Origin of the sequence: Streptomyces sp. NPDC047017, assembly GCF_040644175.1 — a bacterium.
In the GTDB taxonomy this organism is placed as follows: Bacteria; Actinomycetota; Actinomycetes; order Streptomycetales; family Streptomycetaceae; genus Streptomyces.
On the sequence record NZ_JBEYVW010000019.1, the window covers coordinates 127276 to 139657 of the forward strand.

The window sequence follows — 12382 nt, forward strand, 5'->3', positions numbered from 1 at the left end:
GTCCCGTCCCGCGCCCACTTGCCGCCGACGGCCGAAGTCCCCGCCCACATGCCTGCTGCGTCCGAGCCGAGTCCTCAGCTCACGTGTGCTGGCCCCAGCCGTGGCCGAATAGAAAAATTCTGCGACCTTGTCATGAGATCGGGCCTGCCGCACCTCTTCAGACATGTACAGCCTCTGCTCTGGACCACAGGGCGGGAGGCCGCTAACTATGAGGAGGAGTTCCGTGGAGATCGCGGGCGCGTTGTTGTCCATCGTCGTGGTCCTGGCTCCGAGCCTGAAGGGGTGGGTGGACAGCGTGTCCTACCGCAATCGGGTGCAGGCGAGAGCGGCTCTGATTCGGGCCCGGCGTGAGCAAGAGGATGACGACGGCAGCGCAAAGCAGCTCGGCAAGCGAGGGCAGAGCCGTGCCTGAGAAACCCGAGACCCTGGTAAGTGAAGCCCTGGAATCGCTGTATCGGGATCATCGTGGTGAGATGCAGGGGCTTGCGCGCCGGCTCCTGGCCGAGGAGCGGCTACCGGAGTCCGCACTGTCCGCCGAGGACGTAGTGCAGACCGCATTTGCCAAGGTTCTGCGCGCCCCTGAACAGGTCCACGATCCGCGCGCTTATCTCTATGCCGTGATACGCAGCGACGTACGGGCCGCAAGCCGTCAGAGCCGACGGCGCGCGTCCCTGGCCGCAGTGCCCGCCCACCAGGCGCAGTCGGCAGACGGGCACGTCGCAGACTTCAGCGACTTGGTTACCAATCGTGTGGCTGTGTACAGGGCCTTGCACAACCTGCCTGCACAGCAGCGGACCGCTGTGTGGGCGACCAAGGCGTTGGACTACACGCAGGCCGAGACCGCCGAGGCTATGAACAAGAAGCCGGGAACGGTCGCCACTCATGTCGTGCGCGCGGTGGCAGCGCTCCGAATCCATCTGGCTGCCCTGCTGGTGGTGGGCGTCATGGCGCTCTCCCTGGCTGGGAGTCGCCTCCTCAGGAGAATGCAACCCCCGGCAGGCAGCCCTCAAGGCCCTCTGCTGCAGGCTCCGTCAGCCTCGACATGGAACTACGGGACCATAGGTTGTCTCCTCGTCTCCGGCCTGGCCCGCTGGGCGTTCAGGTTGTGGAAACGCCGCCAACAGGCGATCGAAGAGGGCGGGACATTCGCACCGCGCCCCATCACGGACCGGATCCGGGAATCGTTCAGGTAGCGCCAGTACAACCGGGCAGTCACTCGGAAGCCGTAGCGGCGAACGCCGATGCCTGAGGACGACCTTCCCGAGGACGAGGAAGTCGTCCGTACTCGCACGCGCCTCCCGGACAGATAGATGGGACTACACGCTCGTGAGGAACTGAGGGCACATCCAGGGCACATGAGCCCGGGAAACGGCGTTGACCCGGGAGAACTACCGAGAGGAGTTTTCCCAGGTCACCGCAAAGTTTCCCTGCGAAACCCCAGGTCAGCGCCCTCCCGCCTCCAATCGCTGCACGAGTGGCAGGACTTCTCACATCGGCTGCATGAGGCGGGGCATCAGCCTTATTGCCTGGTGTGGCCTTGAGTGGGCGCCAGAGACGTGACGCGGACGCCACCGGCGGCCACCAAGCCCTGATGGATGAGCCGAAGCAGCGGCTCCGATCCCGTGCCCATGAGCCCGTATCCGCACTCCAGCGAACCGAGCGGCGGCGCCCATCGCTCCGGGGGAGCAAGCACCGACAGCCATTCGGGCCACAGCTCACATAGCGGTTCACATGGCGGTTCACATGGCGGTCACCACGCCGGCGGGTCCACAGCGACGGAGGCCACCACGGTGGAGGCTTCGACAGTGGTGGCGGGAGTTTCGATGGAGGGAGCGGCAGCTTCTGGGCACCTCCCCGCCCGACGCCCTTCGCGCCCCGCGCGTCGGCCGGTGACCCTGCGTCAGGGCTTCGCGGGCTGACGTTCGTCGCGGTGGACCATCGTGATGTGGCGGTCCGGGCCCGGGGATTCCAGTTCGTCGAGGATCGCGGTCGCCAGGTCCTCCGTGCTGATCCAGGAGTGGCCGTCCGGGGTGGTGAGCAGGGTGTCGGTGCCGCGGCGGTAGTGGCCGGTGCGGGGGCCCGGTTCCAGGTGGGCCGGGGGGCTCAAGTAGGTCCAGTCGGGGTGCGGATGGGTCTCGCAGGTGCGCAACTGGGCTATGCCCGCGGCAGCCACGGGCCTCAGTCCGGCGGGGACGTGGGCGGGGTCGTCCGCGATCAGCAGGTCCCGGGTGCCCGGGCTGCGCAGGGCGCCCGCGCCGCCGACCACCAGGACGCGGATGCCGAGCCGGGCCGCGGTGTCCAGCACCCTGCGCGTGGTCCCGACCAGGAAATCCTCGTCCACCGGTACCGTCCGCACCGCCACGACGACCGCGTCCGCCGTGTCCGTCAGCGCCTCGCGCAGCGCCTCCTCGTCCTGCGCGTCCACCGCGACCGGACTCACTTCCGGGCGGGCCCCGGACTCGGGCCCGGTCTCGGGTTTCCGGGAGAGGGCCAGCACGCGGTGGCCGCGTGCGGCCGCCTCGGTGACCACCCTGCTGCCCACCATCCCGGTGGCGCCCAGTACGGCGATCCGCATGGTCGTCTTCGGCTCGTTCATCATGTTCTCCTTCGTCCTGGTGCTCTTCTGTGCTCTTCGGGGTGGTGCTCTTCGGGGTGGCCGTTCCTGTGCTCATCCGGCTCCGCCGGCGTCGCCTCCGCGCCGCCTCACGCGCCCGAACACCTGCGCCGGCGTCAGCTGTGCCGCCAGCATCGCGGCCAGGGCCAGGGCGAAGCCGAGGGTCTGCGGGGGGCTCAGCGACTCGCCCAGGGCGATGCCCACAACCGCCGCCACCAGCGGGGACAGCAGCACCAGCGGGGCCGACGCGCCGACCGGCAGCCTGCCGATGCCGCGGAACCACAGGGTGTAGGCGATCAGGCCGCCCATGCTGCCGAGCCACAGGTAGCCGCCGATCGCGCCCGCGTCGATCCGCCGCGGTACGCCCTCGACGGCCAGGGTGAGCGGGAACAGCAGCAGGCCGCCGGCCGTGAGCTGCCAGCCGGCCAGCGTGAGGGGGCCGACGCCCGCCGGACGGCCCCAGCGCTTGGTGAGGACGACACCGCCGGCCATGGTGGCCGTGCCGACGAGTCCGGCGAGCACCCCGGTGGTGTCCAGACCGGCCTGCGGGCCGAGTACGACCAGTCCGACGCCGGCCACGCCGATCACGCTCCACACCGATCGCCAGACGGTCGGCCGGTCGCGCAGGACGGCGACCGCCAGCGCCGCGACCAGCAGCGGCTGCGCGGCCCCGAGGGTGGCGGCGACGCCGCCGGGCAGCCGTTCGGCCGCGAGGAACAGGAGTGGGAAGAAGGCGCCGATGTTGAGGACGCCGAGGACCGCCGCCTTCCACCACCAGTCCCCGCGCGGCAGCCGCCGGGTGATCACCAGCGCGAGCAGGCCCGCGGGCAGCGCCCGCATCAGGCCGGCGAACAGCGGGTGGCCGGGCGGCAGCAGTTCCGTGGTGACGGCGTACGTCGTGCCCCAGGACGCGGGCGCGAGCGCGGTCAGCGCGACGGTGGCGGTACGGCGTGCGGTGACGGTGCGGCGTGCGGTGGGGGAGGTACGCGGCGGGGCCGGGGGGTGATCGGTCAGGGGCTGGGTGTTCTCCCTGTTCTGCGTGGTCTGCATACGGGTCTGCGTGGTCTGCATACGGGGAAGTCTCGGGACATCGCCTCATGAATCCAACGCATGCTTGTCATGGCAGCCATGCACACTGACCATGGTTCGGTGGACCTTCAGCAGATGCGGTACGTCGTCGCCGTCGCCGAGACCCGTAACTTCACGCGCGCGGCCGAGCGCTGTTCCGTGGTGCAGTCGTCGCTCAGTCACCGGATCGCCGGGCTGGAACGGGAGTTGGGGGTCCAGCTGTTCGCCCGGTCCAGCCGCCGGGTGGAGCTGACCAGCGCGGGGGCGGCGTTCGTCGCCGGGGCGCGCGAGTGTCTGGCCGCCGCCGACCGCGCGGCCGCCGACGCCGCCGCCGCGACCGGGGTGGTCCGCGGCCGGCTCGCGGTCGGCGTGATCGTGACCACGGCCGCCGTGGACGTGCCCGAGTTGCTCCAGCGCTACCGCGCCCGGCACCCGGACGTCCATGTCATCCTCCGCTCCGAGCGCAGCGACGAGCTGGTGGCGGCGATCCGGGACGGTGAGCTGGACATCGCCTTCCTCGGGCTGCCGGAGGGCGAGCGGCCGGCCGGGGTGGAGACGCTGGTCCTCGATCACGACGAGCACGTGCTGGTGGTACCGGCCGGGCACCCGCTGGCGGGCGCCCCGCGCGTCACGCTGCGGGAGATCGCCGGGGAGACGTTCGTGGACTTCGTGGGCGGGACACCGGCCCGGGCCCAGTCCGACCAGGCGTTCGCCGCCGCGGGGGTGGGCCGCGAGGTCGCCTACGAGGCGGGCGTCGTCGAGCTGATGACCGGGCTGATCACCCGCGGGCTCGGCATCGCGCTGCTGCCGTCGGCGTTCATCCGCCCGCTGGCGGCCGGCGCCCCCGGGCTGGCCCTGGTCCCGGTGGTCGACGGGCCGCACCGCGTCGAGTATCTGGCGTGGAGCCGGTTCAACCCCAGCCCGGCCACCCGCGCCATGCTCGGCGTCCTCGGCGTCCTCGGGGCCGCGACGAGCGACCGGTAGGCGATGGAAGACCGGTAGGCGCCCGCTGCCAGGCCGCCCACACCGCGGGGACCGGCACCGAGGAGACCGGCACGGCAGGGGCCGCCGGGGCCGTGCCGGCCGAGCTGCTCGGGTCGGTGGGCGAGGGCGTCGCCGTACGGGGGTCGCCGTCGTCAACCCCGCCCGTCCCGTCCGCATCCTCTGAGGCCGCCGCCCGGCCGCCGGTTTCCCTCCGCGAACGACACTACGTACTGTAGGGTCCGGCTCGCCATCCAACCGTCGACGGGGGACTCATGCAGGAAGCGCGTTGTCCGGACTCCGGCACTGCGCCCGCCGAGGAGTCCACGACCGGGCTCCGGGTGGCGTTCGTGGTGCTCGTCGTCAGTCTCACGGTCGCGGCCGTCGGGGTGTACGAGCTGTGTGGTTTCGGACTGCACGCCCTGGCCCAGCGGCCCCACCTGTTCAGCGACGGGTTCGCGACGGCGGGTGTCATCGTCGCCCTGGTGGCGGCCGGCGCGGCGGCGGGCGACCTGGCCTGGCACCTGACGGCCGCCCGCGGACACGCGGCCCGCACCCACGCGGGCGACGGCGACACGGACGCCGACACGGACGGCGGTACGGGCGCCGACACGGACGGTGGCGCGGACGGGGACGCGGGCGCACCCCTTCCCGGCCCGGCGGGCACGTCCGTCGGCGGCCCCACGGACGCACCCGTTCCCGGCCCCGCGACCTCCACCGACAGCCACGGCGAGAGCCGCCCCGATCGCCCCGCCGGCACCCCCCGTACCTCCCGCACCTCCCGCACCACCCGCACCACCCCCGTCCCCGGCGAGTAAGGGACCGTTCTCCCGTTCCTTACCTTTTCCCGGGACAGTGGGAGTGGGGCCGCCGCGCGGCCTCCGCTGCTCAACTGCTTGCCCTTTCCACTCCTTTCACGCCGGTTTCACCGGCCGCTTCGAGGTGAAGCGACACCCATGTCCGCACAACAGTCGGTCCAGATCCCCCCACAGCGCGATGCCCGCGGTTCCGCGCCTCCCTCCCCCGGCCCCCGGCTGCGGGCCGGGGCGGCCGCGGCCACCGTCTGGTACCTGCGGCTGCTCGCGGTGCTCAACATCGTCGCGGTGCTGTCGCTGCCGTTCCGCAAGGAGGTGCACCGGCACAACGGCGGTTCGTTCTTCACCCCGTACCTGGCCACCGCCGGCCTGGTCTCGGCGGCGCTCGCCCTGTTCCTGGCCGTGGTGATGCGGCGCCGCAAACGCGCGGCCTGGGTGTTCAACCTGCTGCTCGCCGGACCGCTGCTCCTCCTCTACGTCCTCGCCCTCACCCAGGACCGGTACCGCGACCACCTGTTCAACTGGTTCTCCACCGCGCTCACCGCCCTGTTCGTGGCCGCGCTGCTGATCGGGCGGCGCGAGTTCAACGCCATCGGCGACCGCTCCAACCTCCGGCTGGCCCTGGCCGTGGGCGCCGGCGGTGTCCTGGTCACCGCGGGCCTGGGCACCTGGCTGGTGGACGCCACCAACAAGGCGCACGGCAGCGCGCCGTTGACCGAGAAGGTCCTCTACACCCTGCTGCGCGGCGTCACCATCGGCCCGCTCGCCGAGCACGTCCCGCACGTGTACGCGCCCCGCTGGGTGGACTTCACCATCAACGCCCTGGCCGCAGTGACCTTCCTGCTGGTCCTGTACGCCTGCTTCCGCGCGCCGCGCGGCCGCGCCCTGCTCACCGAGGACGACGAGACGCGGCTGCGCGCCCTGCTCGACAAGCACGGCGACCGCGACTCCCTCGGCTACTTCGCGCTCCGCTGCGACAAGGCCGCGATCTTCTCCCCCACCGGCAAGGCCGCCGTCACCTACCGGGTGGTGAGCGGTGTCAGCCTCGCCTCCGGCGACCCGATCGGTGACCCGGAGGCCTGGCCCGGCGCCATCGACGCCTGGCTGGCCGAGGCCCGCCGGCACGCGTGGACGCCCGCCGTGATGGGCGCGAGCGAGGAGGCCGGCACGATCTACGCCCGGCACGGCCTGGACGCCCTGGAACTCGGTGACGAGGCCATCGTCGACGTGGCCGACTTCAGCCTCGACGGACGTGCCATGCGGGTCGTGCGGCAGGCGCACAACCGGGTCCGCCGGGCCGGTTACACCGTCGCGATCCGCCGCCACGAGGACATCCCGGACGACGAGATGGCCCTGCTCGTGGAGCGCGCCGACCTGTGGCGCGACGGCGGCACCGAGCGCGGTTTCTCCATGGCGCTCGGCCGGCTGGGCGATCCGTCCGACGGGCGCTGCGTGATGCTGGAGTGCCGGGACACGGACGGCGAGCCGCGCGCGCTGCTCAGCTTCGTGCCGTGGGGCGAGCGCGGCCTGTCCCTGGACCTGATGCGCCGCGACCGCGACTCCGAGAACGGCCTGATGGAGTTCATGGTCGTCGAACTGCTGCTGCGCGCCGGGGAGATCGGGGTACGGCGGGTCTCGCTGAACTTCGCCATGTTCCGCTCGGTCTTCGAACGCGGGGCACGGCTCGGTGCCGGACCCGTGCTGCGGCTGTGGCGTTCCGTGCTCACCTTCTTCTCCCGCTGGTGGCAGATCGAGTCCCTGTACCGCGCCAACGCCAAGTACCGGCCGGTGTGGGAGCCCCGCTTCCTGCTGTTCGCCAAGAGCGCCGACATCCCGCGCATCGGGCTCGCCAGCGCCCGCGCGGAGGGCTTCCTCACCCCGCCCGCGCTGCCGTCGTTCACCCGCCGCAAGCGGAAGCCCACGCAGGACGCCGCCGCGGAGGCAGCCAAGTCGGCGCACTGACCGGGGATTTGCTGTCTCGGCAGCCTCGCCGGCATGACGGGGACCGGGGGGCACGGGGAGGCCGCCGCGAGGGACGGCGACGAGAAGGCGCACGACCCACGCGGCGGCGACGGCGGCGGTGCGAGCGCGGTCGGTCTGCGTGGCAGCGGCAGCGGCGGTGCGAGCGCGGTCGATCCGCGTGGCAGCGGTGCCGAGCCGCCGGCGGCGGACGATCCGCGCCGGATCGGCGGAATGTCCGCTGGTGGAGCGGCTCGGCACCGGCGGCATGGGGCGGGTCCACCTGGGCGTGCGCGAGGGGCGGTACGCCGCCGTCAAGCAGGTACTGCCCCTGCTGGTCGAGGACCAGGAGCCTCGTGGACCATCAAGAGCGCCCCCGGCGGAGGCGTGTCGTCCACTCCCCGCTCGTCAGGAAAGGCATCCCGACGCCGGTCGTAGGCCGGACCGGCGCTCACCCGCCCGTACGTGCGCCGCCCCCCGCCCCCCTGCCGCCCCCGTCCTGAAGCCCCCACTCCCGTTCCCGTTCCGCCCCCACCGTGAACCCGATCACCGCCCCGCCCCCCTCGCGCCGGAAGGCGAACGGCGCGCCCCCGTGGGCGAGGGCCACCTCGCGCACGATGGACAGGCCGAGCCCCGAACCGGGCAGCGAGCGGGCGTCGGGGGCGCGGTAGAAGCGGTCGAAGACGCGGATCAGGTCGCCCGCGGCGACACCGGGCCCGCGGTCGAGGACCTCGACACGCACCGTGCCCGGCCGGGCGGGCCCCAGCACGGCGATCTCGATGGGCGCCGAGCCGCCGCGGTCGAACTTGGCCGCGTTCTCGACCAGATTGGACATGGCCCGCTGAAGCATGCCGGGCCGCCCGTCGGTCGTCGTGTCGCCGCTCGCGCGGACCACGATGTCCCGTCCGGTGCGGCGGCGGGCGAGCCCGGCCACGTCCTCGGCGATGTCGGCCACGTCGACGCGCTGCGGCGGTTCGCTGTCGGACTGGCCTGCCGCGAGGTCGACGAGTTCGTTGACGAGGTCGGTCAGTTCGCGGGCCTCCTGGGTGAGGTCGGCGACCAGTTCCTCGCGGGTGGCGGGCGGCAGTTCGTCGATCCGGCGCAGCAGCGAGATGTTGGTGCGCAGCGAGGTCAGCGGGGTGCGCAGTTCGTGCCCGGCGTCCTGCACCAGGCGGCGCTGGTCCTCCTCGGACTGGGCGAGCCGGCCCAGCATCCGGTCGAAGGCGCGGCCGAGGCGGCCCACCTCGTCGTAACCGGTGACGGGGACCTCGACGCCGAGCCGCCGGGTGCGGGCGACGTCCTCGGCGGCGGAGGTGAGGACCACGAGGCGGCGGGTGATGCGCCGGGCCAGCCACCAGCCGCACAGGCCGGCCGCGACGACCACGGCGCCCATCAGGATCAGGGTGCGCTGCTGGAGCGCGCGCAGCAGGTCCTCGGTGTCGCTGAACTCCTGGGCGACCTGCACGGCGCCGCGGCCGTCGCCGAGCGCGACGGTGGCGATGCGGTACACGTCGTCGGCGACGGGCACGTCCTTGTACTCGATGGTCTTGCCGGCCACGGCGTCGGCGGCGATCGCCCGGTCGTCGCGGCTGACCGGGAGCTGCGGGCTGCCGTGGTCCACGATCTCCCCCTGCCCGCCGAGCACCTGGACGTCGGTGCGGCTGGGGCGGACGACCTCGTGGCCGGGCCGGGAGGAGGAGAAGTCCTCGGGCGTACGGTCGTAACGCCGCACCTCGTCCTGGACGTCCTGCACGACCTGTGTGAACACCGACTGCTCATCGACGCGGACCAGCCGGGCGGCGGAGTTGTACGACAGGATGCCGACGACGATGGTGACGGCGGCCGTCACCACGGCGAAGGTCACCGCGAACGTGGTCCGCAGCGACGACAGCCGCAGACGTGGCCGGGCCGGCAGCCGCGCGAGGCGGCCCACTCAGTCCTCCCGCAGCACGTACCCCACACCGCGCACGGTGTGGATCAGCTGCGGCGCGCCCGGCTCGTCCAGCTTGCGGCGCAGGTAGCCGACGTAGACGGCGAGGTTCTTGGAGCCGGGGCCGAAGTCGTAGCCCCAGATGCGGTCGTAGATGGTGGAGTGGTCGAGCACGATGCCGGCGTTGCGGACCAGCAGTTCCAGGAGTTCGAACTCGGTGCGGGTCAGCTCCAGTTCGCGGGCGCCGCGCCAGACCCGGCGGGCCTGGAGGTCCATGCGGATCCCGGCGGCCTCGACCTGCCGTTCGGGGAGCTGAGTGCCTTTGACGGGCGCCGCCGCCTCCTCGGGCGCGCCGCCGGGGGCCGCGGTGCCGGGGGCGGCGGTGCCGGCCGGGCCGGGGGCGGCGGGGCTGGTGCGGCGCAGCAGAGCGCGCAGCCGGGCGAAGACCTCCTCGACGTCGAACGGCTTGACGACGTAGTCGTCGGCGCCCGCGTCCAGCCCGGCGATCCGGTCGGCGGTCTCCACCAGGGCGGTGAGCATGAGGATCGGGGTGCGGTCGCCCTCGGCGCGCAGCACCCGGCAGACCTGGAGCCCGTCGATGCCGGGCATCATGACGTCCAGGACGAGGACGTCCGGCGGGGTCTTGTGGGCCTGTGCGAGCGCCTCGACGCCGTCGGCGACCGCCGTCACCTCGTAGCCCTCCAGGGTCAGGGCCCGCTCCAGGGCATGGCGGATGGCGCGGTCGTCTTCGGCGAGCAGCACAGTCTGGGGCACGCGACCAGTCTGCCAAGGCCAGAGCGGCGCAAAGCGGGCGGGCGGGCCTACGATCACCCTTTTTACCCGGCTCTCACCGTCCTGGACGCAACCGGCACCGGCCCGCCACCCTCTCGCCGACCATCGGTCACCGGTCACCGGTCACCGGTCACCGGTCACCGGTCACCGGTCGTCGGCGGTCGGACCGATCGCAGGCCACCAGTCACCGGCGGTCGGACCGATCGCAGGCCACCGGTCACCGGCGGTCGGACCGATCGCAGGCCACCGGTCACCGGCGGTCGGACCGATCCCCGGACACCAGCCACCGGCCGTCAGCCCAATCCCCGGACACCAGCCACCGGCCGTCAGCCCAATCCCCGGACACCAGCCACCGGCCGTCAGCCCGATCGATCCTGGCCACCGGTCACCGGTCGCCCCCGCCGCCCGGTGGTCAGCCGCGCAGCCGCGCGAGCTGCTCCTCGAACGGCACCACGGCCGGACCGGCCGCCGTGGGCTCCGCCGCGCGCTCCGCCGGATGCCCGGCAACCGGCGGCCCCGCGGCCGACGCCGCCAGTTCCCCCGCCGCGCGTTCGATCCGCTCCGGGAGCCCCTGCGCGCCCCAGTCCTCGGCGGCGGCGTAGACGCCGGTGGGGACGACCACCGCTCCCAGGAAGGCGAAGAGGGGCCGCAGGGCGTGGTCCAGGACCAGGGAGTGGCGGGCGCTGCCGCCGGTCGCCGCGATCAGCACGGGCGTGCCGCGCAGCGCGTCCGCGTCCCACGCCCCGAGCACGTCGAAGAAGGACTTGAACAGTCCGCTGTACGACGCCGAGAACACCGGGGTGACGGCGATCAGCGCGTCCGCCGCGGCCACCGCGTCCAGCGCGGCGGTGAGGTCGGGGCCGGGGAAGCCGCTGGTGAGGTGGTGCGCGATCGGCACGGCGAGGTCGCGCGCCTCGATCACCCGCACCTCGGCGGCCACGTGCCCGGCAGTCGCGGCGGCCAGCCGGTCGGCGAGCAGCCGGGTGGAGGACGGCACGCTCAGCCCCGCCGAGACGACGACGAGTTTCATACGGTCACCTCCGGGGTGTCCTTGGTGTCCTCGGTGTCCTTCGCGGCCAGCAGGGACGTGTGGGTGGGCGCGTCCGGCACCCCGGCCGGGCGGTCCTTGGCGAACTCCGCGCGCAGCACCGGGACGACCTCCTCGCCGAGCAGGTCGATCTGCTCCAGGACGGTCTTCAGCGGCAGCCCCGCGTGGTCCATCAGGAACAGCTGGCGCTGGTAGTCGCCGGCGTACTCGCGGAAGGACAGCGTCTTCTCGATCACCTGCTGCGGGGAGCCCACGGTCAGCGGCGTCTGGTCGGTGAAGTCCTCCAGGGAGGGCCCGTGCCCGTAGACCGGGGCGTTGTCGAAGTAGGGGCGGAACTCGCGCACCGCGTCCTGGGAGTTCTTCCGCATGAACGCCTGGCCGCCGAGGCCGACGACCGCCTGCTCGGGCGTGCCGTGCCCGTAGTGGGCGTACCGGTCGCGGTACAGGTCGATCATGCGCCGGGTGTGGTCGGCGGGCCAGAAGATGTTGTTGTGGAAGAAGCCGTCGCCGTAGTACGCGGCCTGCTCGGCGATCTCCGGGGAGCGGATGGAGCCGTGCCAGACGAACGGCGGTACGCCGTCCAGCGGGCGGGGCGTGGCGGTGAACCCCTGCAGCGGGCTGCGGAACGTGCCCTGCCAGTCCACCACGTCCTCGCGCCACAGCCGGTGCAGCAGGGCGTAGTTCTCGATGGCGAGGTTGATGCCCTGGCGGATGTCCTGCCCGAACCAGGGGTAGACCGGTCCGGTGTTGCCGCGGCCCGTCATGAGGTCCACCCGGCCGTCGGCCAGGTGCTGGAGCATCGCGAAGTCCTCGGCGATCTTCACCGGGTCGTTGGTGGTGATCAGGGTGGTGGAGGTGGACAGCACCAGCCGCTCGGTGCGCGCGGCTATGTAGCCGAGCATCGTGGTCGGCGACGACGGCACGAACGGCGGGTTGTGGTGCTCACCGGTCGCGAAGACGTCCAGGCCGGCCTCCTCGGCCTTCAGCGCGATGGCGACCATGGCCTTGATGCGCTCACGCTCGGTCGGCGTCCGGCCGGTGGTGGGGTCCGGCGTGACGTCACCGACGCTGAAGATCCCGAACTGCATGGTCACTCACCCTCTAGATTGTTGACGATTCAACTACACCCCTCGAACAGTCCCCGGCCGGGAGGTATTCCGCCCCGCCCGTCCCGG

11 protein-coding genes are annotated in these 12382 nt (G+C 72.6%); 5 read left to right on the forward strand and 6 right to left on the reverse strand.

What is annotated here, in order from left to right; all coding sequences use genetic code 11:
- The first annotated feature begins 223 nt into the window (after positions 1 to 223).
- Positions 224 to 412 (forward strand): hypothetical protein, encoded by a 189-nt coding sequence (locus ABZ858_RS28570; protein ID WP_360715300.1) that lies wholly within the window; start codon positions 224 to 226, stop codon positions 410 to 412.
- Positions 405 to 1193 carry a sigma-70 family RNA polymerase sigma factor gene (locus ABZ858_RS28575; protein WP_361384633.1) on the forward strand — a complete coding sequence of 263 codons (789 nt, stop codon included), beginning with the start codon at positions 405 to 407 and terminating at the stop codon, positions 1191 to 1193. The genes ABZ858_RS28570 and ABZ858_RS28575 overlap by 8 nt, the downstream gene beginning before the upstream one ends.
- A gap of 707 nt (positions 1194 to 1900) precedes the next feature.
- On the opposite strand, the gene ABZ858_RS28580 is transcribed toward ABZ858_RS28575, so the two are convergent.
- Both ABZ858_RS28580 and ABZ858_RS28585 read right to left on the reverse strand, forming a co-directional pair.
- The gene (locus ABZ858_RS28580; RefSeq protein WP_361384802.1) at positions 1901 to 2575 is read right to left on the reverse strand and encodes an NAD(P)H-binding protein; all 675 of its coding nucleotides are present in this window, start codon (positions 2573 to 2575) and stop codon (positions 1901 to 1903) included.
- 93 nt (positions 2576 to 2668) lie between these two features.
- The gene (locus ABZ858_RS28585) at positions 2669 to 3685 is read right to left on the reverse strand and encodes an EamA family transporter (protein WP_361384636.1); all 1017 of its coding nucleotides are present in this window, start codon (positions 3683 to 3685) and stop codon (positions 2669 to 2671) included.
- 78 nt (positions 3686 to 3763) lie between these two features.
- Between ABZ858_RS28585 and ABZ858_RS28590 the strand changes: the two genes are divergently transcribed.
- The 3 genes from ABZ858_RS28590 (at position 3764) to ABZ858_RS28600 (ending at position 7440) form a co-directional block, all read left to right on the forward strand.
- A complete protein-coding gene (locus ABZ858_RS28590) occupies positions 3764 to 4666 on the forward strand; it encodes a LysR family transcriptional regulator (protein WP_361384805.1) in 903 nt (300 codons plus the stop codon).
- Positions 4667 to 4938: 272 nt separating this feature from the next.
- Positions 4939 to 5481, forward strand: coding sequence for a hypothetical protein (locus tag ABZ858_RS28595; RefSeq protein ID WP_361384639.1), 543 nt, complete (start codon positions 4939 to 4941; stop codon positions 5479 to 5481).
- Positions 5482 to 5619: 138 nt separating this feature from the next.
- The gene (locus ABZ858_RS28600) at positions 5620 to 7440 is read left to right on the forward strand and encodes a phosphatidylglycerol lysyltransferase domain-containing protein (protein ID WP_361384642.1); all 1821 of its coding nucleotides are present in this window, start codon (positions 5620 to 5622) and stop codon (positions 7438 to 7440) included.
- A 448-nt stretch (positions 7441 to 7888) separates the two neighbouring features.
- Here ABZ858_RS28600 and ABZ858_RS28605 read toward each other — a convergent pair whose 3' ends face one another.
- The 4 genes from ABZ858_RS28605 to ABZ858_RS28620 all read right to left on the reverse strand — a co-directional run bounded on the left by ABZ858_RS28605 (position 7889) and on the right by ABZ858_RS28620 (position 12295).
- Positions 7889 to 9370, reverse strand: coding sequence for a HAMP domain-containing sensor histidine kinase (locus tag ABZ858_RS28605; RefSeq protein WP_361384645.1), 1482 nt, complete (start codon positions 9368 to 9370; stop codon positions 7889 to 7891).
- Positions 9371 to 10129: a response regulator transcription factor gene (locus tag ABZ858_RS28610; RefSeq protein WP_361384808.1), complete on the reverse strand. Its 759-nt coding sequence runs from the start codon at positions 10127 to 10129 to the stop codon at positions 9371 to 9373.
- 442 nt (positions 10130 to 10571) lie between these two features.
- Entirely contained in the window at positions 10572 to 11189 is a 618-nt protein-coding gene (locus ABZ858_RS28615) for a CE1759 family FMN reductase (protein WP_361384648.1), read from the reverse strand.
- A complete protein-coding gene (locus ABZ858_RS28620) occupies positions 11186 to 12295 on the reverse strand; it encodes an LLM class flavin-dependent oxidoreductase (RefSeq protein ID WP_361384651.1) in 1110 nt (369 codons plus the stop codon). Before ABZ858_RS28620 ends, ABZ858_RS28615 begins: the two co-directional genes overlap by 4 nt.
- Between the last annotated feature and the right edge of the window lie 87 nt (positions 12296 to 12382).